Consider the following 16,308-nt stretch of genomic DNA (forward strand, 5'->3'; position numbering starts at 1 on the left):
AGGTGTGGCTTTACCAGCGGCGATGTCCATTCGCCGCCACTTCCCTCCTCATCGTTCCACCGTGATCGTCTGCTGCCCCCTTGCGGGCGGATTGTCTTCGCCCTCGCACTCGCCTGTTCCTCCCCAGCCGGGAGAAACTGATGGTGGTATTTGACTTTGCGCTGCGCGTTGCCGCGGCATTGACCCTGGGCGCCATGATCGGCGCCGAACGCCAGCTGCGCCAACGCATGGCGGGCCTGCGCACGAACGCGCTGGTGTCCGTCGGCGCCTCGCTGTTCGTGATGGTCTCCGTGCTCGAAGGCGACAGCGCCGGCCATATGCGCATCGCCGCGCAGGTGGTGTCGGGCATCGGCTTTCTGGGCGCCGGCGTCATCATGCGCGAAGGCATGACGGTGCGCGGCCTGAACACGGCCGCCACCCTGTGGTGCTCGGCCGCCATCGGCATCCTGTGCGGCCTCGGTTTTGCGCTGGAAGCGGCCATCGGCACGGGATTTGTCCTGGTGGCCAACCTCGTGCTGCGTCATCTGGCGCAGCGCATCAACGCGCATGGCAGCGAAGCGGGCATCGAGACGGAAAGCATCTACCGCGTGACGGCCGTGTGCGAGGCGGAGCAGGAAGTCCAGGTGCGCAAGCTGATGCTGCGCTTGATCAGCGGCATGCCGGCGCTGATGCTGCAATCCTTGCACAGCGAGGATGCGGCGCAGGCCGGGCGCATCGAAGTGCGGGCCGACCTGCTCACGCCCTTGTCCAGCCTGGGATTGCTGGAGCAGATCGTCAGCCAGGTCAGCCTGGAAGGCAGCGTCTCGGCCGTGCGCTGGGCGCTGGTCAACAACGCGGAATTTGTCGCCGAGCGGGGAGTGTGATGATGAAAAAATTCCTCCATTGGTTTGCCCGGCGCGGCCCTGTCGTGGCCACCTACCGCCTGACCGTCACCTGCCCCGCGGCGCAAGCGGACCACGTCGCGCGCCTGCTGCTGGCCGAACTCAAGGGCGCGGGCCTGGCGCCGTCGCAGATGCTGCGCAGCTGGGATGCGGCACGGCAGGTGGTGCGCCTGATCGCCACGGTGCTGTGCCAGGCCGTGCAGCGCGCCGTGCTGGTGCGCTTCGTCAACCGCGCGGGCGCCTGGCCGCAAGTGCGGCAAGTGCGCTGGGAAGGCGTGGCGCCTTCAGCTTGAGGCGGGCAGGCGCAGCAGGAACAGGGCGCCGCCTTGCGGGCGGTTCTGCGCCTCGATACTGCCGCCGTACGCGTGCACGATGGCTTGCGACAGGGCCAGGCCCAGGCCGAAGCCGGGCGCCTCGCCCGCGCGCGCCTGGGCGCCCCGGTAAAAACGCTCGAACAGGTGCGGCAAGTCTTCCACGCCGATGCCCGGTCCCGCGTCGGCCACGCCCACCAGCGCATGCCCGCCCTCGCGCGCCACGTGCACCGTGATGCTGCTGCCGGGCGGCGAAAACTTCACGGCGTTATCGAGCAGATTGGCCAGCACCAGGTCCACCGGGCCGGCCGCCACGCGCGCCTGCACGTCCACGCCGGCATCGAAGACGATGCGGATGCCGCGCTGCGCCGCCGCCTTTTCCAGGCGCTGCGCGGCCGCCCGCACGAGCGGATTGAGCGCGATGGTTTCCACGGCATTGCGCTCCTGGCCCACGTCCAGGCGCGTGAGCATCAACAGCTCTTCCACCAGGGTCGTCAGGCGCTGCACTTCATCGAGGCAGGAGGCCAGCGCGTCGACATACTCGGGCGCTTCGCGCGGGCGGCGCAGGGTGATTTCAATTTCCGTGCGCAGGCGCGACAGGGGCGAGCGCAATTCATGCGAGGCGTCGGCCGTGAAACGCCGCTGCGCATCGTAGCCGTGTTCCAGGCGGTCCAGCATGGCGTTCAGGGTATCGACCAGGCGGCCGATCTCGTCCTGCGTGCCGGGATGGGGCAGACGCTGGTGCAGACTGGCTTCGCCGATCGAATGCGCCTGATCGACCACGTCGTCGATGGCGCCCAGCACCCGACGCGTGAGCATTTCGCCGGCCAGCCCCACGGCCGCCAGCAAGGCCAGCGCCATGGCGCCAAACAGCACGGTGGCCGCGGCCAGCACGTGGTTGGTGTCGTCGAGCGAACCGGCCACCTGCACCGCCAGGCGCGCGCCGGACGATGGGACGGGAATCGAGACCATGCGCAGCGGCTCGTCGCCAAACTTCGGCAAGGTTTCGAAGACGGTCTCGCCGGCCGCCAGGCGCGCCTGCAGCGCGGGCGGCGCCGGCAGCTGCGCCGCCTCCAGGTTGCGGCTGCGCGCCAGCACGCGGCCTTCGCCATCGATGATCTGCACCAGGCGGTCAAGCCGCGTCAATGACGGCGGCGCCAGGCCCGGCGCCACCTCGTGCACCTGCACGGGCTGGCGCGGCGCGGCCGGCAGCATGGCCATTTCCGTTTCGGCCAGCGCCAGCAGGGCCGCATCGAGCTGGCCATGCACGGCGCGCGACAGGCCCCAGTAGCCGGCCAGCGCCGTGCAGGCGACGATGGCGAGGATGACGGCCAGGTGCACCAGCAGCAAGCGCTTGCGAAAGCTAGCCACCATTGTTTTCCGCCAGGCGGAAACCGCGTCCGCGCACCGTGTGTATCAAGGGCGGCAAGCCCGGCGCATCGACTTTTCCCCGCAGATTGCGCACGTGGACATCGATCAGATTGTCGATGCCGATCAGGTCCGCCTGCCAGATCTGCTCGGCCAGGCGCGCGCGGCTGACCACCTCGCCCGCCTGGCGCAGCAGGATCAATAAAATCGCATACTCCTTGGGTGTCAGCACCAGCGGCGCGCCGGCCCGCGTCGCCTGGTGGCTTACGGGATCGAGCGTCAGGTCGGCCAGCGCCAGCACCAGCGGGCGGCTGATGTCGGAGCGGCGCAGCAAGGCGCGGATGCGCGCCAGCAGCTCCTCGAATTCGAACGGTTTGGTCAGGTAATCGTCGGCGCCCGTGTTCAGGCCCGCCACCCGGTCGGCCGTGGCGTCGCGCGCCGTGAGCATCAGCACGGGCGTCTGGATGCCGCGCGCGCGCAAGTCGCGGCAAAAGTCGATGCCCTGCTTGCCCGGCAACATCCAGTCCAGCACGATCGCGTCGTAATCGACGGCGTAGCTTTCGTCCTCGCCCTCTTCCGCGCTGTGCGCCACGTCGACGACAAAGCCTTCTTCCTGCAAGCCACGCGCCAGCAGGCGCGCCGCCTTGCGGTCGTCTTCCACCAGGAGGATTCTCATGCCTGCCTTTCGCATTGCGCCGTGTTCTTCATGGTGCCATTTTACCGCGCAGCACCGCGCGCGCACCGAACCTGAAGAATGATTCAGGCGTTCTTGGGTGCTTCTTCAGGACGGCATTGCTATGCTTTCCCGGCGCTGCAGTGAGCCTATTCGTAACACGCTGCCCGCGCCCCCTTCTGACCGCCCGCCTGGGCACGGCATCCACGCATGCCCCCTCACCATCAATAACAAGGAAACACGGGATGAACACGACCACCCGCAACGCCCTGGGCGCCAGCTGCGCCTTCGCTCTCGCCTGCTCGGCCCTGGCCGGCTGCGCCAAGCCGACGCCAGCGGCCACCCCGCCCGCCCAAGCGACGCATCTGGACGACGGCAGCATCGCCGTCGACAAGCTGTCGCCGCTGCGCCAGCGCCTGCGGATCGCCGCCGTGCAGGAACAGGACATCGCCACGCAGACGGAAGCGCCGGGCAGCATCGAGGCCATGCCGGAAAAACTGGTGAAGATCACGCCGCCCCTGGCCGGGCGCATCACGCGCTTGCAGCGCGCGCTGGGCGACAGCGTGAAGGCGGGCGATCCGCTGTTCACGCTCGATTCCGCGGAACTGAGCGCCGCCTACGCGGACGACAGCAAGGCGAAATCCGTCCTGCTGCAGGCGCGCCAGGAACTGGAACGCCAGAGAACCCTGTTCGAGGCGGACATCGCCGCGCGCAAGGAGTACGAGGCGGCCCAGGCAGCCTTTGCGCAGGCCGGCAGCGACGCCCGGGCCAGCGCCGACAAGCTGGCCCAGTACGGCGCCGACGCGCGCGGTTCGCGCCGCGACTACGTCTTGCGCTCGCCGATCGCCGGCACCGTGATCGCCATGGAAGGCGCCCAGGGCGGCTACTGGAACGATATCAACGCGCCCGTCATGACGGTGGCCGACCTGTCCACCGTGTGGCTGTCGGCCAACGTGGCAGAAAGGGACCTGGCGCAGGTGGCGGTGGGACAAAAGACGCGCATCGCCGTCGACGCCTGGCCCGGAAAAAACTTCGAAGGCAAGGTCGCGTACGTGGGCGCCGTGCTCGATCCCGAGACGCGTACGGTGAAGGTACGCGTGGCCATCGACAACCGCGCCGGCGCCTTCAAGCCCGGCATGTTCGCCCACGCGGGATTCGCCGGCGCGCCCCGCCGCGCCCTCCTCGTGCCCGCGTCCGCCGTGCTGCAAAGCGGGCCATCGACGCGCGTGATGGTCGAGCGCAGCGCGCTGGTGTTCACGCCGCGCATGGTGGAAGTGGGCGCCAGCCATGGAGACCAGGTGGAAATCGTCTCGGGCTTGCGCGCGGGCGAACGCATCGTCGTCAAGGAAGGAGTGCTGCTCAATGATTGACCGTTTCATCGCCACCTGCTGCCAGCGGCGCGGCATCGTCTGGCTGGTACTGCTGTTCGTCGCCGCCTACGGCGTGTATTGCTGGAAGCAGCTGCCCATCGAAGCCTATCCCGACATCGCCGACGTCACTTCGCAAATCGTCACGCAGGTGCCGGGCCTGGGCGCCGAGGAAATCGAGCAGCAGATCACCATTCCGCTCGAGCGCGCCCTGCTGGGTACGCCCGGCATGCACGTGCTGCGCACGCGCAGCCTGTTCGCGCTGTCGCTGATCACGGTCGTGTTCGAGGATGGCAGCGATGGCTACTTCACGCGCGAGCGGCTGCAGGAGCGGCTCGCCAGCGTGAACCTGCCGTACGACGCCAAGCCGGGGCTCGATCCTTATACCTCGCCGACAGGCGAGATCTACCGCTACACGCTGGAATCGACATCACGCAGCTTGCGCGAACTGTCCGAACTGCAGTTCTGGACCGTGATCCCGCGCCTGCAGCAGGTGCGCGGCGTGGCGGACGTCAGCAATTTCGGCGGCCTGACGACGCAATTCATGCTGGAACTCGATCCCGCAAAACTGGACAGCTACGGTTTCTCGCTGGCCCAGGTGAAGGACGCCATCAACGCCAACAACATCAGCGGCGGCGGCAGCGTCATCGACCGCGGCCAGCAATCGTACGTGGTGCGCGGCGTGGGCTTGCTGCATTCGCTCGACGACATGGGCAACGTCGTCGTCAGCAGCAAGGACGGCGTGCCCGTGCTGGTGAAGGACCTGGGCAAGCTCGCCTACGGCAACGTGGAACGGCGCGGCATCCTCGGCAAGGATGACAACCCCGACACCATCGAAGGCATCACCCTGCTGCTGAAGGATTTCAATCCGTCCGAGGCGCTGGCCGGCATCCATGCGGCCGTCGATGACTTGAACGCCAATGTGCTGCCGAAGGACGTCAAGGTCGTGCCTTACCTGGACCGCAGCTCGCTGATCGACGCCACCCTGCACACGGTCAGTTATACCTTGAGCGAAGGCATGCTGCTGGTCGCCCTGGTGCTGCTGCTGTTTTTGGGCAGCCCGCGCGCGGCCGCCATCGTCGCGCTGACGATTCCGCTGGCCCTGCTGATCGCCTTCATCTTCATGCACCACTTTAAAATTCCCGCCAACCTGCTGTCCTTGGGGGCGATCGACTTCGGCATCCTCGTCGACGGTTCCGTGGTGGTACTGGAAAACATGCTGCGCCGCCGCGAGCGCGAACAGGAGCGGCCCCTCACCCTGCACGACGCCATCGAGGCGACCCTGCAGGTGGCGCGTCCCATCATGTTCGGCATGGCCGTCATCATCGCCGCTTATTTACCCCTGTTCGCCTTCCAGCGCATCGAGTACAAGCTGTTTTCGCCCATGGCGTATGCGGTGGGCGCGGCGCTGGTGGGCGCGCTGGTGGTGGCGCTGGTGCTGATACCGGGCCTGGCCTGGCTGGCCTTGCGCAAGCCGCGCCGCACCTTCCACAACCGCGTGCTGGACAAGCTGGCGGCCGCGTATGGGCGCTTCCTCGAGCGCATGGTCGGCAGGAAGCGCTGGGTGGCGATGGTGTGCGCCGGATCGCTCGCGGCGCTTGCCATCCTGGGCGCGAGCATCGGGCGCGACTTCCTGCCCTACCTCGATGAAGGTTCGCTGTGGCTGCAGGTGCAGATGCCGCCCGGGATCACTCTGGACAAGGCGTCGGAGATGGCCAGCGAACTGCGCCGCGCCGCGCTGGAGTTTCCGGAAGTGTCGACCATCGTCACGCAAACGGGGCGCAACGACGACGGCACCGATTACTGGACGCCGTCGCATATCGAAGCGAGCGTGGGCCTGCATCCGTACAAGAGCTGGAAGTCGGGCATGAGCAAGCAGCAGCTGATCGCGAAAATGAACGCGCGCTTCGCCCGCATGCCCGGTGTCACGGTGGCCTTCATGCAACCGATGATCGATGGCGTGCAGGATAAATTGTCGGGCGCGCACAGCGACCTGACGGTGAAGATCTTCGGCAACGACCTCGATGAAGTGCGCGCCATCGCCGGCAAGGTGGCAAATGTCCTGAAGACCATCCCCGGCGCCTCCGACGTGGCGGTGGACGTGGAGCCGCCGCTGCCCAACCTGAAGGTGGAACTGGACAGGGCAAAAGCGGCCCGCTACGGCATCAACGCGGCCGACGTGGCCGACCTGATTGCCACCGGCATCGGCGGCGCGCCCATCGGCCAGGTCTACGTGGGCGAGAAAAGCTACGACATCGCCGTGCGCTTCCCGCCGGCCACGCGTTCCAGCCCGGACGCCATCGCCAGCCTGAAGCTCACCGCCGCCAACGGCGCGAGGATTCCACTGGCGCAGGTGGCCACCATCGGCACCACCTCGGGCGAAAGCGTGATCGTGCGCGAGATGGGACGGCGCCACATCATCGTGCGCCTGAATGCCCGCGGACGCGACCTGGCCGGTTTCCTGGCCGAGGCGCGCCCGCGCGTGGCGCAAGCCGTGGCGGGCGAGCACCAGCGCATCAGCGTCGAATGGGGCGGCCAGTTCGAAAACCTGCAGCGCGCGCAAAGCCGATTGGCCCTGATCCTGCCGATGACCCTGGGCGCCATGTTCCTGCTGCTGTTTGGCCAGTTCCGCAACCTGCGCCAGCCCGCGCTGGTCTTGCTGGCCGTGCCGCTGGCCATGCTGGGCGGCCTGGCCGCGCTGCACCTGCGCGGCATGACCTTGAATGTGTCGAGCGCCGTCGGCTTCATCGCCCTGTTCGGCGTGGCCGTCCTGAATGCCGTGCTGATGCTGGCGCAGATCAACCGCTTGCGCAGCGGCGAGGGGAAAAGCTTGCGCGAGGCCGTGCTGGAGGGTGCGCGCGACCGCATGCGTCCCGTGCTGATGACGGCCACCGTGGCCGCCCTGGGCCTGACGCCCGCCATGCTGGCGACTAGCCTGGGCAGCGACGTGCAGCGCCCGCTGGCCACCGTCGTGGTGGGCGGCCTGGTGACGGCGACGGCGCTGACCCTGCTGCTGTTGCCGGCCCTGTATTACCTGATCGAGGCGCACGTACACAAGCGCCAGACCGACAAAGGAGTAAACCATGACACGTTTTAATGTACTGCTGGCGGCCTGGCTGCTGGCCCCCTGCGCCTTCGCCGCGCCCTTGAGTTTTGAAAGCTACCTGGCCGCCGTGGAAAGCCACAGCCTGGAACTGCAGGCGCAGCAGGAAGGCATCACGTCGGCCAAGGCCGGCATCGGCATCGCCGGTCTGCGTCCCGACCCGGAATTCACGCTGGGCGCCACGCGCGAGACGGTGCGCAGCGTCGAGCACCGCCCCATCACGTGGAATCCGGCCATCAGCATGGCCATCGAGACGGGCGGCAAGCGCGCCGCGCGATTAAAAGCAGCGCACAGCAATGTCGCGCTGGCCGAGGAAACGGTGGCAGGTTTCAGGAGCGCACTGTATGGCACGGCCGCGGCCGCGTTCACGGAAGCGTGCCGCACGCGCGACGTCACCGCGCGCAAGGAACAGACCATGGCGGCCCTGTCGAAGGTGGTCGAGGCGAACGCCGTGCGGCGCAAGGCGGGCGACGTGGGCGGCATCGAGCTGCTGCAATCGCGCGTGGAGCGCGACCAGTTCCAGGCCGACCTGGCGCAGGCGCGCAGCGAAGCCGACAGCGCCATGTTGAATTTGTCGCCGCCCTTGGGCCGCCAGTTCGACAGCCTGTTTCCGGACGCGCAGCTGGCCTGTGACTTCGCCGCGTTTGCGGGCGGCGAAACCAGCACCCTCGTGCCGCAGGCGCTGCGCGAACGCAGCGACGTGCGCATCGCCCGCGCCATCCTGGACAATCTGCGCGATGGCGCGGCCCTGGTGCGCGCCAACCGCGCCGTCGACCCGACCGTCACCGTGGGCCTGGCCGCCGCGCGCGGCGATCACGACGGATTTGACGCCAGCGGCAATCCCGTCGACGGGTCACCGCGCTCACGCGCATTGAGCCTCTCGCTGGCCATCCCCATCCCCCTCTCGCGTCGCGACAAGGGCGACATCGTGCAGGCGGAGTCCGGCGTGACACAGGCCATGCTGGCCCTGCGCCAGGCGGAACTGACAGCGGAAACGCAAGTGCGCACGGCGCAGCGCCAGCTGCGGGCGGCGCAGGACAGGCTGGCGCGCTACCGCGACGGCGTGCTGGTCGATGCGCAAAAGGTGGTCGATGGCATGCGCCTGTCCTACGTCAAAGGCAATGCCACGCTGCTGGAATGGCTGGCGGCGCAGCGTTCGGCCGATGAGGCGTACCAGGGCTATGTGCAGGCGCGCGCCGATGCGGCCATCGCCAGCACGCAACTGCAACTGGCGCTTGGCCAGCGGCCGCGTTTGTAGCGGGAGGAAAGGAAAACGAGGGGATACCGGCGCGGCGATGCCGCACCGGTCGTCGGGAACGGGGAATTACTGGGGCTGGGCGGGCGCGTCGCCTTCGGCGGCCGGATCGGCGTCGACGTCGGCGTCGTCCGCTTCCGGCTCATCGCCTTCGCTGCCATCGGCCGGCTTCGGATTGTTCTTCGCTTCCAGCTTGCGCCTGGCTTTTTCCTCGGCTTTCTTCTTCTTTTCCAGCTCTTTTTGCCGTTTTTCGTATTGGAAATTTGTCTTGGCCATTTACTACCTCTTTAGTTTTTAGATGTTACAGATAAGCACATAAGGCACATTATGACGTAATTGAACCAAACACCAAATGTTTAGCCTCGCGGATGATGCTGCGCATGCAGCAGTTTCAGCCGTTCGCGGGCCACATGCGTGTAAATCTGCGTGGTGGAAATATCGGAGTGACCCAGTAACAATTGCACAACACGCAAGTCCGCGCCATGGTTGAGCAAATGCGTGGCGAACGCATGGCGCAGGGTGTGCGGCGACAGCGGCGCCGTGATGCCGGCGCTCAGCGCGTGTTTCTTGATGATGACCCAGAACATTTGCCGCGTCATGGCGCCCCCGCGCCGCGTGACGAACAGCGCATCATCCATCTGGCCGTCGAGGATGACGCCGCGCGCTTCCTTCAGGTAGCGCTCGATCCACAGCCGCGCCTGTTCGCCGAACGGCACCAGCCGCGTCTTGCTGCCCTTGCCCGTGATGCGCAGCACGCCATCGTTGAGGCTCAGCTCCACGGATTTCAAGTCCACCAGTTCCGACACGCGCAAGCCGCTCGCGTACATGAGTTCGAGCATCGTGCGCTCGCGCAAGCCCAGCGGCGTGCTCACGTCGGGCGCCGCCAGCAAGGCCTCGACTTGCGCTTCGCTCAAGGTGTGCACGAAGCGCGCCGGCTGCTTGGCCGAGACCATCTTCAGGCACGGGTCGGCGGCGATATGCTTGTGCCGCAGGGCCAGCTGGTAAAAACGCTTGAGCACGGACAGGCGCCGGTTCGACGACGTCGCCTTGCTCTCGTCGTGGCGGGCGGCGAAATACGCCTCGATGTCGGCCGTGGATACCTCGTACAGGCCCTCGCGCCCGGGCCGGTTCACTTCCAGCCAGCGGGCAAACAAGCGCATGTCGCGCCGGTAGGCGTCCAGCGAGTTTTTCGACAGGCCGTCTTCCAGCCACAGGCTGTCGCAGAATTCATCGATCAGGGTGGCGTTGTCCGGTGCCAGCAGGCTGTTCATCATCGTGTTGAGCACCCCATGCGCGCCACGCCTTCATGCGCCAGCAGCCAGCGCTTCACGCCCAGGTGGAATCCCGTCGCGTCGTCGTGGTGCGCAAAGCCGCCCAGGCCGCCAGCGGCCGTGACGCGGTGGCAGGGGATAACCACGGGAAACCAGTTGGCGCCGCATGCCTGGCCCACGGCGCGCGGGGCCGAGCCGATCAGCCGCGCCACGTCGCCATACGTGCGCACCTGGCCGCGCGGGATGCCGGCGATCGCCGTCCATACGCGTTGCTGGTAGGCGCTGCCCAAGCCTGCCAGCGGCAGGTCGAACGGCGCATCGGGATCGTGGAAATAGCGCGTCAGCTGCACACAAGCGCGCTCGGAGACGGCATCCTGCGGCGCCTTCTCGTCGAAGTGCGGCGGCAGGTAGACCAGTTCGCATAGCTGGCCGTCCTGCGCGCGCACGCCCATGGCGCCGAACGGCGCGGCCATGATGGCGCTGAACAGTTCACTGCCCTGTTGTTTTTTCATCTGCTGATCATTATTCAAGTGTGGCATATATGCAACTTGCCGGCGCCGGAAACAGCGCCTTGGGAATTATGCACCGACTTTGGGCGTGTCGGCGGACGTTTCCCCGGCACGAAAAAAAAGCGCACCAGTCGGTGCGCTTCAAATATTGCTTCACGTTCCCGGTCGTTTGGGTCCGCCGGTGCCGGCTTGTGGCCGCAGACAGCTATGACTCAACAACTTCTGTGAAACGTGTGTCTCCTCAATATATCCCCGGTATCAATACCGTTTTTATAGACCACTCCCCCACTAACTTTATTGCCAATTCTGTCTTTCAGCCTTGCTACCTGGGCGTATATGCATATACGTGTTTCCCCTTAAGGCTGCCCATCATAGCGCATTTATTCGGCCGGATCGACTTTTTTTGCACCATGACGGGGACAACTGTTTTAGTTGTAAATTAAATTTGGCAGCCACAGCGAGATTTGTGGTACGTAGGTGATCAAGCCCAGGAAGGCCAGCATCGTCAGCAGCCACGGCATCACGGCCACGGTCAGCTCCGAAATGCCCATCTTGGTGATGCCGGACGCCACATACAGGTTCAGGCCCACGGGCGGATGGCACATGCCGACCTCCATGTTGACCACGATCAAGATACCGAAGTGCACAGGGTCGATGCCCAGTTTCATGGCGACGGGGAACAGAATCGGCGCCATGATCAGCACGATGGACGACGGTTCCATGACGTTACCAGCCAACAACAGCAAGACGTTGACCACCAGCAGGAAGCTGATCACGCCCAGGCCCTTGCCCGTGATCCATTCGGCCATCGCTTGCGGAATGTTCTCGCTGGTCATCAGGAACGAGAACAGCACGGCATTCGTGATGATGTACAGCAGCATCGCCGACATGGCGGCCGAATCGAGCAAGACCTTGCCCACTTGCTTGATCTTCAAGTCCTTGTAGACGAAGACGGCGATGATGAAGGCATACACGGCAGCCATGGCGGCCGCTTCCGTGGGCGTGAACGCGCCCGAATAGATGCCGCCCATGACGATGACGATCAGGAGCAGGCCCCAGGCGCTCTTCTTGAACGTGACGAAGCGCTCGCCCCAGCTGGCCTTCTGCATGCGCGGATAGTTGTGCTTGCGCGCCAGGAACCACGTGGTCAGGCCCAGCAGCATGGCCAGCATCATGCCGGGAATCACGCCCGCCATGAACAGCTTGCCCACCGAGGTATTCGTGCTGACGGAATACATCACCATCACGATCGATGGCGGTATCAAAATACCCAGCGCGCCCGAGGTGGTGATGACGCCGGCGCCGAAGCCGCGCGGATAACCCTGCTTGACCATGGCCGGCAGGATGATGGAGCCGATCGCCACCACGGTGGCGGGGCTGGAGCCGGAGACGGCCGCGAACAGCGCGCACGCCATCACGCCGGCCAGCGCCAGGCCGCCATGCCAGTGGCCCACCATGGAGCTGGCGAAGTTGATCATGCGCCGCGCCACCCCGCCATGCGTGAGGAAGTTGCCCGCCAAAATGAAGAACGGGATGGCCATGATCTCGAATTTCTCGATGCCCGTGAAAATCTTCAGGGCCACCGATTCGATGGGTACGCTGGTCATGGTGAACAGGAAGGTGAGCACCGTCAGGCCCAGCGAAATGGAAATCGGCATGCCGGTCAGCATCAGCGCCAGCAGCAACACAAAAATAATCAGCGCGTTCATGCCTTGGCTCCTTTTTCTTCCGCCGTCAATTCGTCTTCCAGCCCCTCGACGTGCGAGTGGTCATGTTTCGGCAAGGTGCCCGTCTTGATGAAATGCACCATCACCTGCAGGAAACGGAAGCACATCAGGTAGGAACCGAGCGGCACGGCCAGGTAGACCAGCCACATCGGGATTTCCATGTCGGCCGAGGTCTGGTCCGTGTGGCCGATCGACCACACGAAGCTGGCGCCCAAGGTCCCCACGATGCCCGTAAACAGGGCGCCGGCGCCCAGGCCGAAGACGATGAAGCGGTCGCGCCAGCGCGGGTTCATGCGGTTGATCAGCACGTCGACGCCCACGTGGATGCCCGTGCGCACGCCGTACGCGGCGCCGAATTTGGCCATCCAGACGAACATGTAGATGCACAGTTCCTGGGCCCAGCTGGTATTGATTTGAATCAGGAAGTCTTGCAGGCCGGGGATAGGCAAGCCTGCCAGATAGCGGTGCACGACCGCGACGAAGATGATGAAGGTGGCGGCGCCCATCAGGGACGCGATCAGCCACTCTTCCAGGTGATCCAGAAATTTCATGGTGGACTTTCAAAGAATGCGGGTACGCTGACACCCGCGCAGGACGCGCAGGTGCCGTTGCTGCAGAAAGACAGGGATGCCCCTGGCAACCGCGCCGGGTGGCGCGGCCAGCGCTGTTACTTCGCGCTTTCCTTGTTGATGGCCGAGATCAGATCCTTGCCGATGCGCCCTTCCATGGCCTTCTGCACGGGCGCCAGCGCCTTGCGCCACTCGGCCTGTTCCTGCACCGTCAGGGTATATATCTGCGTCTTGCCCGCTTTCTTGATGGCGTCGAGCGCCTGGTCGTTGTCGCGCTGGGCGATGGCTTTTTCAAACGTGGTCGCTTCGCGCATGGCTTTTTCCAGCTGCGTGCGGATCTCGGGCGGCAGACCGTCCCAGAATTTCTTGTTGACGATGACGGCATAGCCCAGGTAACCGTGGTTCGACACGGTCACGTGCTTTTGCACTTCATGCATCTTTTGCGTGTACATGTTCGACGGCGGATTTTCCGTGCCGTCGACCACGCCCGTCTGCAGCGCCTGATACACTTCCGAGAAGGCCAGCACCTGCGGGTTGGCGCCCAGCGCGCGCATCTGCGCGTCGAGCACCTTCGACGACTGGATGCGCATTTTCAGGCCCTTGAAGTCGGCCGGCGTGTGCAGCGGCTTGTTGGCCGACATCACCTTGAAGCCATTGTCCCAGTAGGCCAGGCCCGTGATACCCTTGGGTTCCAGCTTTTTCAGCAGGCTCTTGCCGATTTCGCCTTCGGTGACGTTGTACAGCGCCGTCTTGGTGGGGAAGATGTAGGGCAGGTCGAACGCTTCGAATTCCTTCACGCCCAGCGGGCCGAACTTGGCCAGCGACGGTGCCAGCATCTGCACGGCGCCCAGCTGCAGTGCTTCGAGCTCTTCCTTGTCCTTGTACAGCTGGCTGTTCGGGTAGAGTTCGACCTTGACCTTGCCATTTGTGGCTTTCTCGGCCAGCTGCTTGAAGCGTTCCGCGGCCTGGCCTTTCGGCGTATCGGTGGCCACGACGTGGCTGAACTTGATGACGATGGGGGCTTGCGCGTAAGCGTGGACGCCGGCGGTGGCGCCGATGGCCGCGCACAGCGCGACGAACATGGTTTTCATCTGCATTTTTGTCTCCTGAGTGGTTTTTTTAAAAACTTTATTATTTGTCTACTTGAATATTGTGCCAAAGAAACTGCCAAGGCTATTGTGGTTAACCACAATAGCCGGCTCCCGATAAGCCGCTACCCTGCCAGCCATGCCGACCTCCCCCACCTTTGCGCGCCGTTTCAAGCTGTCGAGCCCGATGCGCTGGCTGCTGCCCGTCATCCTGCTGCTGCTGTTCCTGTCCATCCTGTTCTGGCTGCCCTGGCAGGCGCGCCAGATGGAAAGCAACGAGCGCCAGGAGCAGCTGATCGCCGACACCCTGTGGGTGGAACAGACCATCCGTTTCCAGCTGGCGCGCAACGAGGAAAGCCTGTTCAACCTGGGCGTGGACATCGCCAGCGGCACCCTGTCGGCGGAAAAAGTGCACGAGCGGCTGCAGCAGATGTTGCGCAATGGCCGCGAACTGCAGCGCGTGCTGTGGCTCGATACCAGCGGCAAGGTGCTGGCCACGAGCGACAATAGCCTGCCGCATGCGCTGGCGTTTTCGCCGGCCTCGCTGACGGCGGCCGACAATGCGCGCCGCCTGCACCGGGGCCAGTACGCCCAGCCTTCGCAGCAGAGCGGCTTTCCCGACGCGCCGCCGGGTGCCATGCTGATGGATTACCACCAGCCCCTGTTCGATGGCCAGCGCTACGTGGGCAGCCTGGTGGCCACCTATCAGATCAGCAGCCTGCTCGATGAAATGGTGCCGTGGTGGTTCGCGCAGGACAACCAGATCTCCCTGATCGACCGCGACGACAAGGTGCTGGCGCGGCGCGCCGCCGCCGGTCCCGGCCACGGCGTGTACACGCACAAGCGCGCGCTCGACGTGCCGGGCGCCACCATCACCCTGTTTACCGACAGCGTGAAAAGCCAGCCCAAGCTGCTGCCCAATCTGCTGGTCGGCTCCGTCATCGCCCTGTCGCTGGGTTTGCTGTGGAGCTTGCTGGCCCTGTGGCGGCATATTTCGCGCCGCCTGGTGGCCGAAGGCGCGCTGCGCCAGCAGATGCTGTTTCGCACGGCGATGGAAAACTCGCTGGTGACGGGCATGCGCGCGCGCGACCTGGAAGGAAGAGTCACGTACGTCAATCCCGCGTTTTGCCAGATCGTCGGCTATCCGCCCGAGGAAATCCTGGGCCGCCTGCCGCCCATGCCCTACTGGGTGCCCGAGGCGCTGGAGGAATACCAGCAGCGCTTCGTCAAGGCCCTGGCGGGCAATCCCACGCCGCAGTTCGAAACCTATTTCCAGCGCCCCGACGGCACGCGCGTGGCGGTGCTGATCTTCGAAGCGCCGCTGGTGGACAAGAACGGCCAGCAGACAGGCTGGATGGGTTCCGTGCTCGATATCTCGGACCGCAAGCGGGTCGAGGAACTGAATCGCCAGCAGCAGGAAAAGCTGCAAACGAGTTCGCGCCTGGCCACCATGGGCGAGCTGGCGTCGATGCTGGCGCACGAATTGAATCAGCCGCTGGCGGCCATTTCCAGCTACACCACGGGCGCGCTGAACCTGATCCGCCGCGCCATCGACAGCGGCGCCCCCGTCGAGCCGAACACCCTGAAACCGGCGCTGGAGCAGGCCAGCGCGCAGGCGCAGCGGGCCGGCCAGATCATCCGTAGCGTGCACGATTTCGTGCGCAAGAGCGAGCCGCAGCGCCAGGATATCGCCATCCGCACCCTGATCGACGGCATCCGCGCGCTGATCGACCTGCAGGCGCGCAAATACTATGTCACCATCCAGGAAGAGCTGCCGCCGGACCTGCCGCTGCTGCGCGCCGACCCCGTGATGATCGAGCAAGTGCTGCTGAACCTGACGCGCAACGCCATCGAGGCGATGCAGGATGCGGCGCCGGGACGGCGTATCATGCGCCTGCGGGCCAGTCACGATGCGCAGCAAGGCATGGTGACGGTGGACGTGATCGATCATGGCCACGGCATTGCGCAGGACGTGGCCGAGCGGCTGTTTTCGCCGTTTTTCTCGACCAAGTCCGAAGGCATGGGCATGGGCCTGAACATCTGCCGCACCGCCATCGAATTTCACGGCGGCGCGCTGACCTTCAACGCCAACCCCGCTGGCGGTACGATCTTTACCTTCAGCGTGCCGGCCGCGCCGCGCGCGCCGCACTCGCATTAACGCATAACGCATAACGACAAGCCGGAGA

At 65.3% G+C, this 16,308-nt stretch carries 14 protein-coding genes; 6 read left to right on the top strand and 8 right to left on the bottom strand.

Translation table 11 applies throughout. The features are described from left to right. Positions 1 to 143 precede the first annotated feature (143 nt). Together GCN78_RS04140 and GCN78_RS04145 are read left to right on the top strand one after the other, a co-directional pair. A complete protein-coding gene (locus GCN78_RS04140; RefSeq protein WP_226939460.1) occupies positions 144 to 863 on the top strand; it encodes an MgtC/SapB family protein in 720 nt (239 codons plus the stop codon). 2 nt (positions 864 to 865) lie between these two features. After that, the gene (locus GCN78_RS04145; RefSeq protein WP_152250542.1) at positions 866 to 1,174 is read left to right on the top strand and encodes a hypothetical protein; all 309 of its coding nucleotides are present in this window, start codon (positions 866 to 868) and stop codon (positions 1,172 to 1,174) included. Here the strand turns inward: GCN78_RS04145 and GCN78_RS04150 are convergent. Both GCN78_RS04150 and GCN78_RS04155 read right to left on the bottom strand, forming a co-directional pair. After that, positions 1,166 to 2,563, bottom strand: a complete 1,398-nt coding sequence (locus tag GCN78_RS04150; protein WP_193316610.1) for a sensor histidine kinase — start codon at positions 2,561 to 2,563, stop codon at positions 1,166 to 1,168. The genes GCN78_RS04145 and GCN78_RS04150 overlap by 9 nt on opposite strands. Then, entirely contained in the window at positions 2,556 to 3,236 is a 681-nt protein-coding gene (locus GCN78_RS04155; RefSeq protein ID WP_035821962.1) for a response regulator transcription factor, read from the bottom strand. Before GCN78_RS04155 ends, GCN78_RS04150 begins: the two co-directional genes overlap by 8 nt. A 242-nt stretch (positions 3,237 to 3,478) precedes the next feature. On the opposite strand from GCN78_RS04155, the gene GCN78_RS04160 reads away from it, so the two are divergent. The 3 genes from GCN78_RS04160 to GCN78_RS04170 are packed head-to-tail and all read left to right on the top strand — an operon-like array spanning position 3,479 to position 8,961. Then, the gene (locus tag GCN78_RS04160) at positions 3,479 to 4,603 is read left to right on the top strand and encodes an efflux RND transporter periplasmic adaptor subunit (RefSeq protein ID WP_152250544.1); all 1,125 of its coding nucleotides are present in this window, start codon (positions 3,479 to 3,481) and stop codon (positions 4,601 to 4,603) included. Further along, on the top strand, positions 4,596 to 7,697 hold the full coding sequence (locus tag GCN78_RS04165; protein ID WP_152250545.1) for an efflux RND transporter permease subunit: 3,102 nt from the start codon (positions 4,596 to 4,598) through the stop codon (positions 7,695 to 7,697). Before GCN78_RS04160 ends, GCN78_RS04165 begins: the two co-directional genes overlap by 8 nt. Beyond that, positions 7,684 to 8,961 (top strand): TolC family protein, encoded by a 1,278-nt coding sequence (locus GCN78_RS04170; protein WP_152250546.1) that lies wholly within the window; start codon positions 7,684 to 7,686, stop codon positions 8,959 to 8,961. Before GCN78_RS04165 ends, GCN78_RS04170 begins: the two co-directional genes overlap by 14 nt. Positions 8,962 to 9,027: 66 nt before the next feature. Here GCN78_RS04170 and GCN78_RS04175 read toward each other — a convergent pair whose 3' ends face one another. The 6 genes from GCN78_RS04175 to GCN78_RS04200 all read right to left on the bottom strand — a co-directional run bounded on the left by GCN78_RS04175 (position 9,028) and on the right by GCN78_RS04200 (position 14,125). Beyond that, the gene (locus tag GCN78_RS04175) at positions 9,028 to 9,234 is read right to left on the bottom strand and encodes a hypothetical protein (protein ID WP_102296696.1); all 207 of its coding nucleotides are present in this window, start codon (positions 9,232 to 9,234) and stop codon (positions 9,028 to 9,030) included. 80 nt (positions 9,235 to 9,314) lie between these two features. Then, positions 9,315 to 10,232 carry a site-specific tyrosine recombinase XerD gene (gene xerD, locus GCN78_RS04180; RefSeq protein ID WP_226939450.1) on the bottom strand — a complete coding sequence of 306 codons (918 nt, stop codon included), beginning with the start codon at positions 10,230 to 10,232 and terminating at the stop codon, positions 9,315 to 9,317. Next, entirely contained in the window at positions 10,229 to 10,741 is a 513-nt protein-coding gene (locus GCN78_RS04185) for a methylated-DNA--[protein]-cysteine S-methyltransferase (RefSeq protein WP_152250547.1), read from the bottom strand. The genes xerD and GCN78_RS04185 overlap by 4 nt, the downstream gene beginning before the upstream one ends. A 425-nt stretch (positions 10,742 to 11,166) precedes the next feature. Continuing rightward, a complete protein-coding gene (locus GCN78_RS04190) occupies positions 11,167 to 12,447 on the bottom strand; it encodes a TRAP transporter large permease (RefSeq protein WP_070223052.1) in 1,281 nt (426 codons plus the stop codon). Beyond that, positions 12,444 to 13,016, bottom strand: a complete 573-nt coding sequence (locus GCN78_RS04195) for a TRAP transporter small permease (protein WP_152250548.1) — start codon at positions 13,014 to 13,016, stop codon at positions 12,444 to 12,446. Before GCN78_RS04195 ends, GCN78_RS04190 begins: the two co-directional genes overlap by 4 nt. A gap of 116 nt (positions 13,017 to 13,132) precedes the next feature. Then, positions 13,133 to 14,125 (bottom strand): TRAP transporter substrate-binding protein, encoded by a 993-nt coding sequence (locus tag GCN78_RS04200; RefSeq protein WP_413465176.1) that lies wholly within the window; start codon positions 14,123 to 14,125, stop codon positions 13,133 to 13,135. A 136-nt stretch (positions 14,126 to 14,261) separates the two neighbouring features. Here GCN78_RS04200 and GCN78_RS04205 point away from each other — a divergent pair, with 136 nt between their 5' ends. Then, complete coding sequence (locus GCN78_RS04205; RefSeq protein WP_226939451.1) at positions 14,262 to 16,280, top strand: sensor histidine kinase; 2,019 nt, start codon at positions 14,262 to 14,264, stop codon at positions 16,278 to 16,280. Positions 16,281 to 16,308: the final 28 nt, after the last annotated feature.

This window comes from Janthinobacterium rivuli, assembly GCF_009208735.1.
Classification (GTDB): domain Bacteria; phylum Pseudomonadota; class Gammaproteobacteria; order Burkholderiales; family Burkholderiaceae_D; genus Janthinobacterium.